This is a genomic window from Paraburkholderia sp. CHISQ3 (assembly GCF_030464945.1).
Classification (GTDB): domain Bacteria; phylum Pseudomonadota; class Gammaproteobacteria; order Burkholderiales; family Burkholderiaceae; genus Paraburkholderia; species Paraburkholderia megapolitana.
This window is the reverse complement of the sequence record NZ_JALPRG010000001.1, coordinates 187,588-204,275: the sequence shown is the minus strand read 5'-3', so window position 1 is coordinate 204,275 and position 16,688 is coordinate 187,588. Positions and strand designations below refer to the sequence as shown.

General features: G+C 61.1%; 15 protein-coding genes. 6 read left to right on the top strand and 9 right to left on the bottom strand.

The window, feature by feature from the left end; all coding sequences use genetic code 11:
• The first annotated feature begins 69 nt into the window (after nt 1–69).
• Together M0D65_RS00945 and M0D65_RS00940 are read left to right on the top strand one after the other, a co-directional pair.
• A complete protein-coding gene (locus M0D65_RS00945) occupies nt 70–1,251 on the top strand; it encodes an epoxide hydrolase family protein (protein ID WP_266250429.1) in 1,182 nt (393 codons plus the stop codon).
• Between the two features lie 25 nt (nt 1,252–1,276).
• The gene (locus tag M0D65_RS00940) at nt 1,277–1,975 is read left to right on the top strand and encodes a YafY family protein (RefSeq protein WP_266250427.1); all 699 of its coding nucleotides are present in this window, start codon (nt 1,277–1,279) and stop codon (nt 1,973–1,975) included.
• A gap of 55 nt (nt 1,976–2,030) precedes the next feature.
• Here M0D65_RS00940 and gcvA read toward each other — a convergent pair whose 3' ends face one another.
• A complete protein-coding gene (gene gcvA, locus M0D65_RS00935; protein WP_266250425.1) occupies nt 2,031–2,948 on the bottom strand; it encodes a transcriptional regulator GcvA in 918 nt (305 codons plus the stop codon).
• A 150-nt stretch (nt 2,949–3,098) separates the two neighbouring features.
• On the opposite strand from gcvA, the gene M0D65_RS00930 reads away from it, so the two are divergent.
• Both M0D65_RS00930 and M0D65_RS00925 read left to right on the top strand, forming a co-directional pair.
• Nucleotides 3,099–3,875, top strand: a complete 777-nt coding sequence (locus M0D65_RS00930; RefSeq protein WP_266250423.1) for a hypothetical protein — start codon at nt 3,099–3,101, stop codon at nt 3,873–3,875.
• 271 nt (nt 3,876–4,146) lie between these two features.
• Nucleotides 4,147–5,163 carry an HAF repeat-containing protein gene (locus M0D65_RS00925; RefSeq protein ID WP_266250421.1) on the top strand — a complete coding sequence of 339 codons (1,017 nt, stop codon included), beginning with the start codon at nt 4,147–4,149 and terminating at the stop codon, nt 5,161–5,163.
• 71 nt (nt 5,164–5,234) lie between these two features.
• Here M0D65_RS00925 and M0D65_RS00920 read toward each other — a convergent pair whose 3' ends face one another.
• The 8 genes from M0D65_RS00920 to M0D65_RS00885 form a co-directional block, all read right to left on the bottom strand.
• Entirely contained in the window at nt 5,235–6,653 is a 1,419-nt protein-coding gene (locus M0D65_RS00920) for an efflux transporter outer membrane subunit (protein ID WP_266250419.1), read from the bottom strand.
• Nucleotides 6,650–7,786 carry an HlyD family secretion protein gene (locus tag M0D65_RS00915; protein WP_266250417.1) on the bottom strand — a complete coding sequence of 379 codons (1,137 nt, stop codon included), beginning with the start codon at nt 7,784–7,786 and terminating at the stop codon, nt 6,650–6,652. The genes M0D65_RS00920 and M0D65_RS00915 overlap by 4 nt, the downstream gene beginning before the upstream one ends.
• Complete coding sequence (locus tag M0D65_RS00910; RefSeq protein WP_266250415.1) at nt 7,783–9,435, bottom strand: MFS transporter; 1,653 nt, start codon at nt 9,433–9,435, stop codon at nt 7,783–7,785. The genes M0D65_RS00915 and M0D65_RS00910 overlap by 4 nt, the downstream gene beginning before the upstream one ends.
• A gap of 293 nt (nt 9,436–9,728) precedes the next feature.
• Nucleotides 9,729–10,058, bottom strand: a complete 330-nt coding sequence (locus M0D65_RS00905; RefSeq protein WP_091010610.1) for a hypothetical protein — start codon at nt 10,056–10,058, stop codon at nt 9,729–9,731.
• A gap of 201 nt (nt 10,059–10,259) precedes the next feature.
• Nucleotides 10,260–11,411, bottom strand: coding sequence for an alpha-hydroxy acid oxidase (locus tag M0D65_RS00900; RefSeq protein ID WP_266250413.1), 1,152 nt, complete (start codon nt 11,409–11,411; stop codon nt 10,260–10,262).
• Nucleotides 11,408–12,325 (bottom strand): fumarylacetoacetate hydrolase family protein, encoded by a 918-nt coding sequence (locus M0D65_RS00895; RefSeq protein WP_266250411.1) that lies wholly within the window; start codon nt 12,323–12,325, stop codon nt 11,408–11,410. Before M0D65_RS00895 ends, M0D65_RS00900 begins: the two co-directional genes overlap by 4 nt.
• Nucleotides 12,322–13,197: a TauD/TfdA family dioxygenase gene (locus M0D65_RS00890; RefSeq protein WP_266250410.1), complete on the bottom strand. Its 876-nt coding sequence runs from the start codon at nt 13,195–13,197 to the stop codon at nt 12,322–12,324. Before M0D65_RS00890 ends, M0D65_RS00895 begins: the two co-directional genes overlap by 4 nt.
• A gap of 58 nt (nt 13,198–13,255) precedes the next feature.
• Nucleotides 13,256–13,720, bottom strand: coding sequence for a hypothetical protein (locus tag M0D65_RS00885; RefSeq protein WP_266250409.1), 465 nt, complete (start codon nt 13,718–13,720; stop codon nt 13,256–13,258).
• A gap of 348 nt (nt 13,721–14,068) precedes the next feature.
• On the opposite strand from M0D65_RS00885, the gene M0D65_RS00880 reads away from it, so the two are divergent.
• Nucleotides 14,069–15,373, top strand: coding sequence for an MFS transporter (locus tag M0D65_RS00880; protein WP_266250407.1), 1,305 nt, complete (start codon nt 14,069–14,071; stop codon nt 15,371–15,373).
• A gap of 40 nt (nt 15,374–15,413) precedes the next feature.
• Nucleotides 15,414–16,355, top strand: coding sequence for a LysR family transcriptional regulator (locus tag M0D65_RS00875; RefSeq protein ID WP_266250405.1), 942 nt, complete (start codon nt 15,414–15,416; stop codon nt 16,353–16,355).
• Nucleotides 16,356–16,688 lie beyond the last annotated feature (333 nt).

Below are 16,688 nucleotides of genomic sequence, written 5' to 3'. Positions count from 1 at the left end.
CCGAATGGTGACAGAATCTGTCCAGCTCACCCCCTATCCTCAATACCGGACTAAATGGAGTGAACTGTCATGGTCGGTAACGAGGTAGTGCAACGATTGATTAGTATCGAAGGCGGCGACTCCGCCATACAGCGGATCCGGGTCACCATCCCGGATGAAGTGCTCACCGACCTGCAAACGCGTCTGGGCCAGACACGTTGGCCCGACGAGATCGACGGACAAGCCTGGGAGCTGGGCACCGATCTGTCCTTCCTTCGACGTCTTTGCGAACACTGGAGGGAACGCTTCGACTGGCGCGCGGCCGAGGCGCGCCTCAATGAACTGCCGCAATTCCGTGCGACGCTGGACGGCATTTGCCTGTACTTCGTGCACGCACGTGCCACAACGGGAAAGGGCGTGCCCCTGCTGCTGGTGAACGGTTGGCCGAGTTCGATCTTCGAATATCTCGATGTCATCCCCCGCCTGACGGCCGCCGGTTTCGATGTCGTTGCACCGGCGCTGCCCGGTTATGGTTTCTCAGATCGACCGCCGCGACTGGGTATGGACGCGAGGCGTACCGCGGATATGTTCGCCAGGCTCATGAGTGAGCTCGGCTATGAGCGGTTTCTGGCGCATGGCAGTGACGTCGGACAGCAGGTGATTGAAGCGTTACGTGGCAATCACAAGGAACGGCTCTTGGGTGCTCATTACAGCAACGTCTTCTGGGGTTACCCACACCCCGAGGATCCCACGCCGGAGGAGCAGGACTATTTCAGGCGCTCGCAGCATTGGCAGTTTGCCGAGGGCGGCTATGTGATGATTCAGGGCACCAAGCCTCAGACCCTGAGCTACGGGCTTAACGACAGTCCGGCAGGGCTCGCAGCCTGGATCCTCGAGAAATTCCACTGTTGGAGTGATGGGGACATCGAGAAGATCTACGGTCTGGACGGTCTGTGTGCAAACCTCATGGTCTACTGGGCAACGCAGACGTTCAATTCCTCGGCCCGGATGTACGTTGAAACCGTTCGCGACATGCGGACACCGCCGCCTGAGCGCGGCACTGTACCGGTCGGAGTGGCAATCTTTCCGTCCGACATCGTGCCTGCGCCACGGGTTCGTGCTGAGCGCTGGCTCAACATCGTCCACTGGACTGAAATGCCGCGTGGCGGGCACTTCGGTGCATGGGAAGAACCCGAGCTGTTCGTCAACGATTTGCGCGTGTTCGCCGACCGGATACTGGTGACGCGAAATAGTATCGATGGAAGTGTCTGAAGCCAGATCGGGATACAGTTGACGAATGTCCAGAAGCCATCGCCTGTTCGATCTCATGCAGATACTGCGCCGGCACCATCTGCCGGTGCCGGGGGCTCAGCTTGCTCGCGAAGCAGATGTCTCGCTGCGGACGATCCGTCGTGATATCGCAAGTCTGCAAGCGATAGGTGCGGACATCGAAGGAGAGCCCGGAGTCGGCTATGTGCTGAAACCAGGCTTCCTGCTTCCCCCCTTGATGTTTACCGAAGAAGAGCTCCACGCGCTCATGCTTGGAGCTCAATGGGTTCGTCAGCAGACCGATGGCAACCTTGCCTCGGCAGCGCAGAATTTACTCGCCAAGATTGAAGCCGTGCTTCCGTCGGAATTGCAGCGGCAACTGTACGACGACCCCTTTTACGTCAGCGACCAGCAGTCGCCGCCTGACGTGATCGATCTGGTCACGCTGCGTCAAGCCATACGTGAGCAGAAGAAATTAGCGATCTCATATCGTGACGTCAACGATGCGGATACGGGGCGAACCATCTGGCCATTCTTGCTGGGTTTTGACGGACCCAAACGTTATCTGGCTGCCTGGTGCGAGCTACGTCAGGATTTTCGCGTATTCCGCACCGATCGCATCCAGCACGCGGAATTGCTGTCAGATCGCTATCCCGGCCGCCGTCGAGATTTGTATAAACGGTGGCGTTCTCAGGTTGAAAGAGCCGAAGGGCTTCAAAGCGGATAGTTTTACGCGCATTCGCGACGACATCAAAGGTCCCATGCAAGAGGGCGCCAGACCATCACCCCCCACGCGCAAGAAACACCCGCACCTCATCAGCCAGCCAGTCCCGCAACGCGCACACCTTCGCATCATCCCGACTACCGATCCGATAAAGAAGATCATGACCGCGCTCCGCCTTGAGCCGAAACTGCGGAAAAGGCGCAACCAGATATCCCGCCGCAATATCGTCAGCCACGATCACGCTACGTCCAAGCGCGATACCTTCGCCGCGAATCGCCGCCTCGATAGCGAGACTTCCGTGACTGTAGGCCGAACCGCGATCGCTACGAATGCTGTCCACGTTCGCCAGTGCAAACCATTGCTCCCAGTTGGCCAGCATGCGGTCCTCGTGTAGCAACGTACACCGCGCAAGACTCGCGACAGAAGTCAGCCCGCCCATCTTCGCCTGATAAGCCGGGCTGCAAACCGGCGTCACGGTTTCTTCCAGAATCCGCTCGGCAAGAACCCGCGGATAGCGACCACTTCCATAACGGATAGCGACATCGACGTCGCTGTCGTTCAGATCGATATGCGTGTCGGTCACATCGAGGTGCACATCGAGTTCCGGATGAAGCGCCTTCAATCGATGCAATCGCGGCGCGAGCCACTTGTTTGCAAATGACACGCTGGCGTTGATCTTCAGGCGCGCAACATTGTCGTGGGCACGAAGGCGTTCGGATTCCTTCGTCAGTTCTCCCAGCACACGAGTCACCGCCAGCAGGAATTCGGCGCCCGCTTCGGTCAGGACGATGCGCCGCGTCAGGCGCTGGAACAACGCGGTGCCGAGATGACTTTCGAGGGTCTTGATATGCCGGCTCACCGCGCCGTGAGTGACATGCAGCTCGTCCGCTGCGAGCGTCATGCTCAACAGCCGGCCGGTTGCTTCAAAGGCGCGCAGCGTTTGCAGGGGTGGAAGTCGATCGAACACAATAGCCATATGCGTGAGTCGTACTCACGCATTGTATGACGACAAATGGTTTGTCAGCCGAAGGCGCTGTCCTCAATATCGAAGCGTAGCCACTCCGAAGCAGCTACCGACCCGCGTACGTTGCCCTACGCCGACATCCTCTGAGTTGTGCCGTCATTCATGAATCTTCTTGTTCTCAAGCTCGCTGTTACGCCGCTGTTGCTGTTGGCCGCATCCCTTGCGGTGCGTCGCTGGGGCGAAGCGATCGGTGGGTTGCTGGTGGGATTGCCGCTCACATCGGGGCCGATTTCCGTGTTCCTCGCTCTCGAGCATGGACCTGCCTTTGCAGCGCAAGCTACAGCGGGCTCGCTCGTCGCAACGGCTGCGCAAGCGGTCTTCTGTTTTGCGTACTACAGGCTGGCGCCGCGCGGATGGCTCGCGGCGCTCGCGGGCGCATGCGCGACGTTTTGCGTCGTGGCCGGTCTTCTGCAATGGAGCGCGCTGCCGCAAATGGTCCTGTTTCTGATCGCCATTCTGACCGTTACGCTCGCGCTCAACCTCATTCCCAACCACACCGTTAGAACCGTCAGGCTCGATCCACCGTGGTGGGATTTGCCTTCCCGCATGGTGCTGATCGCTGCGCTGGTGGTCGGGGTGACGTTGATCGCACCTTATGTCGGGCCTAAAACGAGCGGTGTGCTCGCGTCGTTTCCGTTCATGGTCATCATCCTCGCGGTATTCGGTCACCGCATGATCGGTCACGCAGCCGTGCGGCCGTTGATGCGCGGTGTCGTGACGGCACTGCTGGGCTTCGCCGTGTTCTTCTACGTACTAAGCCTGACGTTGACACGGCTGAATCTGCTTGCCGCTTATGGCAGTGCGATTCTTTGCGCGCTCGCCATACAGGTCTTTTCCTTGTACAGGATGCGTGTCCCGGTTGCGTTGCCTGTGGAGTAATCGCTGCGATAATCGTGCGCGCTCAATAATCTGCCGCACGATTTAATCGGTTGAAGAAACCATCCCATCGACTAGACTGGTCGATGACCTCTCGCTGCATGCATATCCAGTTTCCCGCACAAGAAGACGCAATTCCCCGTCGACCCCACGCGACATCGCGTCACAAGCCATACCGCTTTGTGCAGCCCATGAACCGGCGTCGTATCGCGGTCCATGGCACACCCCAGGAAAGGAGATCGCCGTGCAAACCGCATGCAAGCCAATGATCCGTATGCATTACGTTCACCGCACGCTAACTGCTTTCATTCTGCTCACAATCGCTGCATTCCAGCCAGCCGCAGCTCACCCGAGTTACGTTATCAAGGACCTCGGCACACTGCCCGGTAGCGACCTCAGCACGGCGGGTCCCATCAACGAGCGCGGCCAGACGGTCGGTTACTCGATTCTCGCAAGCGGGGAGCAGCACGCCACGCTGTATGAACACGGCAAGGTGATCGACCTCGGCCTGTTCGATGGCGGCACCAGCGCCGGCGCCTACGGGATTAACGAACGTGGTCAGGCGGTCGGCTACTCGTTCATCGCAACGGAGTACCCGCACGCGGCGCTATTCGACAAAGCTACCGTGACCGACCTCGGTCTGCTCCCTGGTGGCGACAACAGTACCGCTTACGGCATCAACAATCGCGGCGCGGCCGTCGGCTATTCGTTCGATTCGACCCGGGCGTCGCACGCCGTTCTGTTCGAGAAAGGTGTGGTGACCAATCTGGGCACGCTCCCCGGCGGCTTCTACAGCTCGGCTAACTCAATCAACGATCGCGGGCAGATAGTCGGCTGGTCCACGACAAGCGACAACAACCAGCACGCGTTTCTATTCGAGAAGGGCGTGATGACCAGCCTGGGCGCATTGCCCGGCGGTAACAGCAGTGCCGCTTACGCGATCAACAATCGAGGTCAGGTGGTTGGTTCGTCGTCTACTGCTGGCGGCAACGACCACGCGTTTCTGTACGAGAAGGGCGTGATGATCGACCTCGGCACGCTGCCCGGCGGCAACAGCAGTACGGCTCACTCGATCAACGAGCGCGGTCAGATAGTCGGATCGTCGTCCATCGCCAGTGGAAACTCGCACGCGTTTCTGTACGAGAGAGGCGTGATGACCGATCTGGGCACGCTTCCTGGTGGCGACGGAAGTAATGCTAGCGGGATCAACGATCTCGGCGAAATCTCGGGTTCGTCTGCAACGGCTTACTCGCCGTCGCATGCTGTTCTCTGGTCGACGGAGCGCCGATAACTGTCGATCTCTAACAGCTCGCAGTGCAGCGGGCCGAAACGTCGAGATCCGAACGCAGGGGCAGGCGCCACTTAGTCCGCATCCGCCTTGCCGATCATCTCGACGCTCCACCCACCACCCATCGCTTGATACAGCGTCACGCGTGCCGCAAGCGTATCGGCGCGCAACTGCACCACACCGAGTTCCGCCGAAAGCAGATTGCGCTGCGCATCGAGCTGATCCAGATAACCCGCGTAGCCTTCTCGATAGCGATTGGTGGCAATCCGCAACTGCTCGGACAGGGAGTCGCGTTGGGCGATGGCCAGCACCAGTTGCTCATCCAGACGCTGAACTGCTGCCAGCGCTTTCTCGGCCTCGCTGATCGCAGTCAACGCCGTGCCGCGATAGGCGAAGGCGGCCTGATCGCGCTGCGCGCCGGCCTTGTCGGCGAGCGCAGTCAGCTTGCCGCCTTCGAACAGTGGCGCAAGAATGCTCCCGCCTATCGACCAGATGTTGAACGGGTAGATCTGCTCGGTACCAAAGGAGCGACCAAACGAGGCCGCCAGATTGAACTGCGGCAGGAAGTTCTTGCGCGCCGCGGCGAGAGATTTGTCTGCGGCGGCGAGCTGATATTCAGCTGCTGCGACGTCGGGGCGCCGCCGTAATAATCCGGATGGCAAGGTCTGCGGAATGACCGGCTCGGTCAGCTTGTCGAGCGCGCCGCCGCGTGGGATATCGCCGGGGAGATCGTCGATGAGCACGCTCAACGAATTTTCGGCGCGCGTGATCGCGAGCTTGGTCTGCGGGATGAGCTGCGCGGTCGAATCGTATTCCGACTGCGCCTGTTGCAATTCCAGCCGCGACGAATAGCCGTTCGCGAATTCCGTTTTGGCGAGGCGCAGCGAATTCGCGCGCGCGGTTAGCGTGGCCTCGGCAATTTTCAACTGTGCGTCGAGGCTTAGCAGCGTGATATAGCTGCTCGCCGTCGAACTCGCGACCGACAGTCGCGTGGCGTCGCGTGCTGCCGCGCTGGCGAGGTACGCGTCACGCGCGGCGGCGCGTTGATCCGCCAGCCGGCCGAACAGATCCACCTCCCATGCAGCGTCGAGCTCCCACTGTGCGGTGTTGAGCAGGAGCGGCGTACCAAACGGGCTGACGATCTGCGAGCGCCCGGCGTTGTCGAAGCCGGCGTTGAGTGTCGGCAGCAACGCGGCACGCGCGATCCTTGCGTCTGCGCGCGCCTCGCGCACGCGGCCGACTGCCTTGCCGATGTCGCTATTGTTGGCGAGCGCTTTCTCGACGAGAGCGGTCAATACCGGATCGCCGAATTGCCGCCACCAGTCTTTGTCCAGCGACATCGTCTGCGCGGCATCGCCTTGCCATGTTGCCGGCTCGACGACAGCAGGTACGGTGGCGACTTTGACCGGTGGTCCCGCGCAGGCGGATAGCAGCAATGCAACGCCGAGGCCAGGGACGCAGCTAGAAACGCAACGAAGAACGCGGCGCTTCATTTGTCACCATCGCGCGTATCGACCGCGGTTTCGACCGACATGCCGGGCCGCAACCGCTTCGCGAGTTCCTGTCCCGGATCGACGCTGATGCGGATAGCAATGCGCTGCGCGACCTTGACGAAATTGCCGGTCGCGTTGTCGGGTTTGATCGCCGCGAACTCCGATCCCGTTGCCGGCGAAATTCTTTCGACATGACCATGCAGCTTCGCGTCGCCGAGCGCATCGACGCGGAACGTCACGGGCTGGCCGGGGCGCATGCGATGCGTCTGCGCTTCCTTGTAGTTGGCCACGATCCATACAAAGTGCGGGACCAGCGACATCATCTGCGTGCCCGCCGTGACGTAGTCGCCGTTGCGCACCCCGACTTCGGACAGCTGTCCATCGACTGGCGCGCGAATCACCGTGTTCTCCAGATCGACCTGTGCGCTGCGCAGCGCCGCCTTGGCGGAATCGATCGCCGCCTTCAATCCCGGCCGCGCGACCAGCACGGTGCGCACGTCTTCGGTACCGATCGAACGGCCCGCGACGGCCTGTTGCAGCGCGGCCTGCGCTGCGAGCAATGTGGCGCGGGTCTGGTCGTACTCGCGTTTCGAAAGCGAGCCGTCCTTGACGAGTGCATCTGCGCGGCGCATGTCGGCTTCGGCGCGGACCTGCTGTGCGCGCGCCGCGGCAATGTTCGCGTCCTGGCTGCGTGTCGCCAGTTCGCGCGAGCGTTGCGATTGCGCGGAATTATCGAATGCGGCCTGCTGCGCCTCAAGATTGGCCTGCGCTTGCGCGACTCTCGCCGCATAGATGCGGTCGTCGACGGTGACGAGAATCTGGCCGGCCTTTACTTCGAGGAAATCGTCGACCGGCACGCTCGTGACATAGCCGCTCACCTGCGAACTGATGGTCGTCACGAACCCGCGTACATAGGCGTTGTCGGTATCCTCGACAGGCCCGGCAAAGGGCGGCAGACGCCACGCGCGCAGGACCACGCCGATCGCACACAGCGCGAGTACTACGATGATGATGATCGTCAGCAGGCTTTTCTTCGGCGGATGCCAGCCGCTGGGCTCGGCCGCCGCAGCGGGCGGGGCAGCAGGTTGCGTTTGAGTGTTGCTTGCCGGCAGTTCTTTCTTAGGCTCGTTCATTCCGGGCTCTTCCTGTTAGCTTGCGCCTGTTGTGCTTTCATCACTTGCTGCTGGAGAAGGATGAGCGGCGAGACCTCGCGACGTCGCCACATCGACCACTGGATTACCACACCCCAAAGAACAGTCATGCTGGCCAGCACACCTACTAGCAAGAAAACGTCGTTGTAGGCCAGAATATTGGCTTCGCGTGCCACGCGTTGCGACAGTTGTCCGGCACCCGCGTGCATCTGCGCGGCGACCACCGGATTGCTCATGACGATCGACTGAACGAGTTCGTTCGAATGGAACCGTTCGCGAATCGTCTGAAACGTGCCGAGCAAGGTACTGCCGACAACACCCCCCACGCTCTGGCTGATGTTGAACACGACGATGAAGCTCACCAGATAATTCTGGCTGCCGCCCACGACCATTCGCGCCGCGCCGATCACCATTGCGCGCCCGAGGAACAGCAGCGAGGCAAAGCCGATCAACCCCTGGCTGAGATAGAAATTTTCCGGCCGCGACAGGTTGGTTGCGCCCGCATCCATGAAGGCGCCAATCGCAATCAGCACGGCTGCCACGGCGATCGGTTTGCCGGGATTCTTTGGATCGAGCGTCAGTGCGCTGAAGACGATGCCGGCGATCGATGCCACGAGGATGATCGTATTGAGCGTGATCATCTGGTCGTTGAGCATGCCGAACAGCGTCAGCAGACCGACCGAGCCAAAGGTTTGCTCGGAGAGCAGGATGCGGATCGCCGCTGCGATCAGCATGATGCGGGCGACTTCGCGGGTACCCAGCCAGCGCGTATTGATCAGTGGATTGGCGCGAAAGTGCTCGATGATCAGGCCCACGGTGATCAGCGCGATGCTGCCGACGAGCGCCCAGCCCAACCAGACGCGCTCGGTCCACCATTCGATCCGGCCTTCGGAGAATATCGCCACGAATAGTGCGAGCCCTGTCCCTAGCACGGCGAGAGTCAGAAAGTCGGCCGGTTCGAAGACCTTGCGACGTTCGCTGGGCGGCAAGGGCAGGGCCATCACGGCTGCCAGCGTCGCCAGCGCCATGCCCAGCTCGAACCAGTTGAGCCGATGCCAGTTGCCTGTTTCCAGCAGCCCGGGCGACAGGACGCGCGCGAGCGGCGTCGCAAGCTGAGGCACGCTGATGCCGATCAGCATCCCGAGCATCTTCTTCGGCCCTGGGAACGACTGCATCATGTAGTAAATGCCCGTCGACGAAAGGCCCGCTGCGGAGATAGCACTGACGGCCCGCACCACGACGGCCGAGGCAAATCCTCGCGTGAACACATGCAGCATCGCGAACACGACGTAGGTGACGAGCAGGGAGATGACAAAGCGCCGCAGACCGAACTGCTGGCGAAATTTCACGAGGATCAGGTTGGAGGTCGCATAGACCATGAAATAGGCGGCGGTGAGCCAGGTCGCTTCATCGCTGTAGAGGCCGAGCGTGCCCTGCGCGTAATTCAGGTTCACCGAGACCAGCCCGTTGCCGAGGCCCTGGGTGATGCAGATCAGGCAGCCGATTGCGAAGTAGGCATAGCGTCTTCCCGCCGGATGATCGGGGCTGGCAGGGCCGCCCAGTACCAACGGCCGCTCATGCGGCTTTAACGTGTAGTCGCTTTCTTCTTCGAAGCGGGGAGCGTTGTCCATCCGGTCCTGTCGATGTGTGGGGCTCTGCGCCGCGTTTCGGTTGATCGGGTGTCACTGCCTGGGGCAACGCGTGCTGCGGTCGGTCGCTTGCGACTTTCGTTCTGCGGCCTTGCCAGAATAATGCGGAACATAAAGGTCAGCTATAGGTCTGCCGCTACTTGCTCGACGGACACGGTTGTGCGACCCGGTATGGTGCCCGGTCTATGTTTTCTGATTATGTATTAAGGGATTTCCCTGGGAGTGGCGCGATGGCGCCACTCCCAGTTCATCGGTTCGGTTGCTGCCGGGATGCGTTATTGACTCGCTGCTTGAGCTGCGTTTGCCTTTTTCTCAGCGTTTTGCAGGTTCTGCGGATAGTTCGGATCGTTCTGGGCCGGGTTGTATCCGTTGCTCTCCAGCTTTTTCAGTTCGGCAGAATTCTTCGCACGAGCCTGCTTGCGGGCCGCCTTTCGCGCTGCTTTTTTCTGTGCTCTTTGCTGCGCTTTTGTAGCAGGGGCCGAGGCGGACGTGCTGTCGGTGGCGGCACTGTCGCTGGCCTGGGCTTGCGCGAGCCCGGCGAGACCCAGCATCAATGCGCCCGAGGTGAGCAGAACTGCCAGCTTTCTTGTATTCGATGACGTCATATTGTTCTCCATTTGAGTGTTGGCAAACAGAGATTACCAGCATAAAAAGTCAAACCAGAAGTGAGCCGTTTCAACACGGACGCCGATGACTGCACGGGTCATGACGATAGCGTGACCGCAGAACGACAAATGCCGACGGCGGATCAAGCCGTAAATACTTGCCGCAATGGGCCGGCAAGCCCGGCTAGTGCCGAGCTCGCGTCACGCAAGCAACTCCGGACCAACGTCCGCAAGGCGTTCGATACCGCATAGCTGCAACGTTCGCCGCAGTTCATCGGTAAGAATATCGAGCGCCCGCATGGCTCCCGCTTCACCGCCTGCGCATGCACCGTACAGGGTGGCGCGACCGACCAGCACCGCTTTTGCTCCAAGCGCCAGTGCGATCACGATGTCCGAGCCGCGACGAATGCCACCGTCGACCAGGACATCGACGCGTGTACCGGCCGCTGCGACGACACCCGGCAGTGCATCCAGTGTCGCGGGTCCCACGTCAAGCTGACGACCACCGTGATTCGATACGACAATCGCGTCCACACCGAGATCGACAGCGCGGCGTGCATCGTCGGGATGCACGATGCCTTTGACGATCAGTTTGCCCTGCCACATGCGGCGAATCTCAGCGAGATCGCGCCAGTCGAATGAAGGGTCGTAGCTGCGTCCAACCGACGACGCGAGCGACGTCGCGCCACTTTGCTTCGCGGCGATGCATTGCAGGTTCGGCATCTGCGGTACGCCACGCACGAGCATCGGTATCGACCATGCGGGCCGTGAGGCGAAGTCGAGCAGATTGCGCGCGGTGTAGCGAAACGGTATCGAGAAGTGGTTGCGCAGGTCGCGCTCGCGTTTTCCGCCCACCGGCAGATCGACGGTGATCATCAGCGCTTCATAGCCGCTCGCGGCGGCACGCTCGATCAAAGCCAGCGTCGCCGCACGGTCCTTCAGGATGTACGCCTGAAACCAACGGCGTTTCGCGACCTGGGCGATCTCTTCGATCGATGCGGTTGCCGACGTCGACAGCGCATAGGGGATATCGTGCCGCGCGGCGGCGCTGGCAATCGCGATATCGCCACCGCGCCAGCCGAAGCCGACTGCGCCCGTGGGCGCGATCGCTAACGGCAGCGCTGAGGGGGCGCCGAGTATCGATGTGTCGAGCGACGGTGCGTTGACGTCACGCAGCACGCGCGGCATCAGCACGTGCTTACCGAACGCTTCACGGTTCGCGCGTAACGCCCGTTCGTCTTCGGCGCCGCCATCGAAGAAGTCGAATACCGCACGTGGCAAACGGCGTCGGGCGAGCGCACGCAGCGCCTCGATCGAAAAGGCGTCGGCGCAGCGCGAGGTGTGTCGTGTCATACGATCGTGTGCTCAAGCACACCGACCTGAGCGACTTCAAGCCGCAATGCGTCGCCGGGCTGCAGAAAGCGCGGAGGAGAGCGGAACGCACCGATGCCCGACGGTGTGCCGGTTGCGAGCACGTCGCCGGCTTCGAGCACGCAGTACTGCGAGAGGTATTCGATCAGCACGTCCACCGGAAACAGCAAGTCGCGGGTGTTGCCGTGCTGCATCTGTTCGCCGTTCAGATGTAGCGTGAGGTCCAGCGCACAAGGGTCGTCGATTTCGTCGGGCGTGACGAGCCACGGGCCCATCGGCGCGAATCCGTCGCCGCTCTTGGCGTAGGTCGTCTGTGCGGGATTCACGTCGAACTGAAACTCGCGTGCACTGAGATCGTTGAGGACCATGTAGCCCGCGATGTGCCGTCTCGCCTGTTCGCGCGACACGCGATACGCGGGCTCGCCGATGATGACTGCGAGCTCGACTTCGAAGTCGAGCTTCGCGATGCCAGGAGGTCGTTCGATTGCCGCGCGATGTCCGCGCACCGAAGAGGCGAACTTGCTGATGATGCGCGGCTTCTCGAATGGGGCGACGCCGGTTTCCTTCGCATGATCGGCGTAGTTGCGGCCAATCGCGACGATCTTGCCCGGGTTCGGCACGGGCGCGTACAGCTGCACGTCGTCAATCGCGATGCCCGTGCGAGCGGAAAGTGTGTCGAGATGACGCGCGAGTGCTTCATACGCCGCTGTACCGCCCTGCAGCCAGCGCAGCAGGCCGCGCCCGGCGAGCGGGGCGCCGGTGACGAGACTGCGCGCACGACTCGCTTCGCCGGGCGATACGGTCGCGATCCAGTCGTCGAGGTTGACGATACGACCATCGAGCACCGCGCCACATGCGATCTCCTGGTCGCGCGTTCGATAGGTGACGAGCTTCATGCGAGCGCTCCGAATACACGATCGGCCATCACCTGGCAGCGCTTGATGAGACGCGGCTCGTCCGCGCGATAGTCGGCGACCGCGTTGTGGATCGTGCCGATGTTGTCCCACATCAGCACGTCGCCGACTTTCCAGTCGTGCGCATAGCGGTAACGCGGCTGCGTCTGATGCTCGAACAGGAACGCAAGCATGTCTTCGCTTTCGTCTTCGGACAACTCGTTGATACGCATTGCGTAACCGGGATTCGCATACAGTACCTTGTGTCCGGTCAACGGATGCGTGAGAAACACCGGATGACGAACAGGCGGTTTGGCCGCGCGTTGCGCATCGGTCAGCGGCGCTCGCGTACTACCGCGCTCACGACGCATCATTTCCCAGAACTTGTTGAAGTCGTGTGTGATCGTCATCGATGCAAGCCGCGTCTTGATGTGGTTCGGCAGATCGTCGTAGGCGGCGTGCATGTTGCAGAACTCGGTATTGCCGAGCGAGCGGCCATTGCGCTGTGGAATCTGGATGCCGTACAGGATGTTCGTGAACGCGATCGTGCTGCTGTACGACATGTCGGTGTGCCAGCTCTGACCGGCATCGGCAAGCCCCAACGGCTTGCCGTCGCGCACGATGTTCGACAGGACCATCACCTCGGGGATGCCCGGTTCCTGATAGCTGTTCGCAACGTTCACTTCGAGCGTACCGAAGCGTTCGGCGAAGCGCTTCAGATCGATGGCTTCGAGTTGCTGGTGCGGATACCAGAGCACACCGCACTGGCCGAGCGCCTGCTGAAGCGTCGCAAAGGTCGTGTCATCGAGTGGCTGCGACAAGTCGAGATCGTCGATACGGGCGCCGAGTGTCTGACCGCTGTGTGTGATTCTCATGTCGATGTCCCGAGTCGATGCAAAAAGGAACGTAAGCGCGCGAGCGATGGTGGTGGCATCAATGCGCGTCGGTCGTGCCGAACTGGAAGAGCGGTGCAATGACCTGCTCGGCGATACGCCAGCCGGCGTTGTTCCGGTCGCCGGCTTCGAAGCGTGTAGTGACGCGCGAGAGGCGCAGCGGGCCGGCGATGGTCGCGGGGCCTTCGAGTGGCCGGCCATCGTCGAAGCGATAGGCGGTCATGTATGCGCCGAGCGTGGTGTTGCCGGGCTGTTCGTCTTCGACCGCGACGTTGGTGATCACGTGGGCAACGCGTTGCGTCACGGCGCGCTGGTTGAGTGCGGCGTGCACGTCGTCGTGGCCGTCGAGCATCTTGCCTTGCCGATGCCAGCGGAAGTGCGCGTGGGTAAGTGCGAGCAGCGCCGCGTAATTGGAGCGATCAAGATGCAGGAAGAATTGCGTGAGCGTGTGCGCGAGTTCGGTTGCCGAAGGCACGACGTGCTGTACTTCGATTGACGGCGACACGGATTCTCCTTGCTGTCGGTAAGCCTTAGATTTGCACCGCCTTGTTTCCAGACTAGGAACAAACGTGGTTCGATCGGTGCAGCGCTGTTGGCAAAACATTACTGCAATTCAGGCGTGTCTCGACCGTCTTTGCGTTTCCAATGTGGAAACAACCTGTTTCGTCTTTCCGGTGCGGGTACTGCCGTTTGACCTTCTAGAATGGTGATCCATAACCCAACCACCCGATGCGCCGACGTGCGACATCGACGCTGCCATGCAGCACATGGAGGACGACACCATGCCTGACATCCGGAGGGCGCGCTGCTATTCCACGGTGCGCGTATCGACATTCGCGGGCAGTACACGAGCATGAGCGACGTCGCGCGAATCCCCTCACACGCCAACGCGTCCGATATACAGACGCCCGCCGAACCCAGTGCCGTACAGCGACGCCGCGCAATCATTGCGACGACGATCGGCAACGGCCTCGAATGGTTCGATTTCACGGTCTACACGGCGTTTGCGGTCATTCTGTCGACGCAATTCTTCCCGACCGGCAATCCACTTAGCTCGCTGCTCCTGACGGTCGGCGTGTACGGCGCCGCGTTCATCATGCGACCGCTTGGCGCGGTCGTGTTCGGCATCTACGCAGACAAGGTGGGTCGCAAGCCGGCACTGTCGCTGTCGGTGCTGATGATGGCGTTCGGCACCGCGCTGATCGGACTTGCGCCGCCATATCGCGTAGCGGGCTGGTTTGGACCGTCGATGTTGATATTCGCGCGGCTATTGCAAGGCTTTTCGGCGGGCGGCGAAATGGGCAGCGCGAGCGCCTTCCTCGTCGAATATGCGCCGCCAGGTCAGCGTGCGTTCTATACGAGCTGGATCCAGTCGAGCATCGCACTCAACATCGTGCTCGGCACGCTGATCGGTGCAATCGCAACGATCGTGCTCACACACGACCAGCTGTATGCATGGGGTTGGCGGATTCCGTTTCTTTTCGGTGTGGTCATCGGTCCAGTCGGGTTCTATATTCGCAACCGCATCGAAGAGAGTCCTCGTGGGCCGCAGCAAGAAGCGCGCTCCGCGTCACCTTTCGTCGAGGTCTTGCGCGCATTTCCGATGCAGACGTTTGCGAGCTTCGCACTGGTTGCGCTATGGACGACATGCACTTACGTGTACATGCACTACATGCCGACCTACGTCGTCACCGAACTGCATCAACCACAGAAACTCGCGTTTCTGTCGGTCACGATAGGTGGCAGTGTATTCATGGTGCTGTCGCCGGTCGTCGGGCGGTTATCCGACCGCTGGGGGCATCGGCGATTCCTGATGGGGTCCGCGGCCGTCATCTTCGTCACCGCATATCCGATGTTCTCGTACATCCTGCACACACCGACGCTCGCCGCATTGACTGCGTTCTCCGTGCTGGCGGGAATTTTCAGTGCCTGCTATACGGGGCCGCTCCTTGCGGCGCTTGCTGAACTGTTTCCATCGCGCGTACTGTCGACGGGTATTTCGGTGTCTTACAATCTGTCGGTCACGGTGTTTGGCGGCTTCGCGGCGTTTTTCATCACGTTGATGATTTCAGTGACGCATTCATCCTTGTCGCCGGCGTTCTACATGATGCTTGCAGCGGCGCTCAGTTTTATTGGAAGTTTCGCCGTCAAGACCTGATTGTGAATGATGCCGTTCACTCTGCGCGGAACCCTCGCTTATGGATCGCTTGCGCTGTATCGAAGTGTTCATCGAGGTCGCGCACACGGCGAGCTTTTCCGCCGCCGCGCAGCATCTTGGCATGTCGAAGGGCAACGTAACGAAGCATGTTGCGTGGCTCGAGGAACGCCTTGGCGCGCAACTTCTCACCCGGACTACCAAGAGCGTGAGTCTTACCGAGGCCGGACTCGCACTGCTCGAAAGCGGGCAGCGCATGCTCGAGCAGATGTCCGGGATCGAGGCGCAGATGCGCAACACCGTCGGGGAAACGCGCGGCATCCTGCGCGTGGGCACACCGCCGTCGTTCGGCGCGTATCATCTCGTGCCGGTGGTGACGGCGTTTGCCGAACGCTATCCGGACATGCAGGTCCTGCTGTATCTCGACGACGGCAGCGCCGACCTGGTCGCCGAACGGCTCGATCTGACAATCCGCATCGCGCCTGCGCTCAAGGACACGAGCTACGTGGCGTTGAAACTCGCGCGGGTGCCGCAGGTGCTGGTCGCGTCGCCCGCCTATCTCGAACAGCGAGGCGAACCGCAGAGCATTGAAGACCTGCAACAGCACGACTGCCTTGTCAACATCAACAAATCGCCGAACGGGGTGTGGATGTTCGGCGATGCGAACGGCAGCGGCTCGGTGCGCGCACGCGGCCGCGTGCGTGCGAACTTCGGCGAGGCATTGCTGCGTGCGGCAATCCTCGGGCACGGTATTTCGATGCACCCGCGCTACATGGTCGACGATCATCTGCAACGCGGTGCGCTACGCATCGTGCTGCCTCATTCATCGCCGACCGAACTGGACATCTATGCGATGTATCCGAGCCGTCGACATCTGCCGTCGCGCGTGCGCACGTTTCTCGAGTTCGTGCGCGACTGGTTCGCCGAGGGACAGGCGTGGGCGTTGCCGCGCACGCCACGCCCGCGGCGCACGTGGCCGACGTAGAACGCTTTCTGCGTTTTATCGCATCGCTAGCTACGGAACAGGCGAAGCGCGACAACGGAATGTTGCCTGCGTGAACATCATCGAGCCGGCTTGCTCGCGATCCCGGCCGCGAGCGATAGAAAAAACTGATCACAGCCTATTTGTTTTCTTGTTGGACTGACGTCCCCCGATTCTGGAAACTGCGCTGCCCGATTCAATACGCGGGAGCACGCGCTTTACGTCAACAGCGCGCTCGTCGTCCGCTGCAGGACTGACCGTCATCCCGGTCCCGCCTCAAGAAACACATGCATATGATCTGAATGCCGGTTGGCTTCGACCGGCGCGGTATGACAT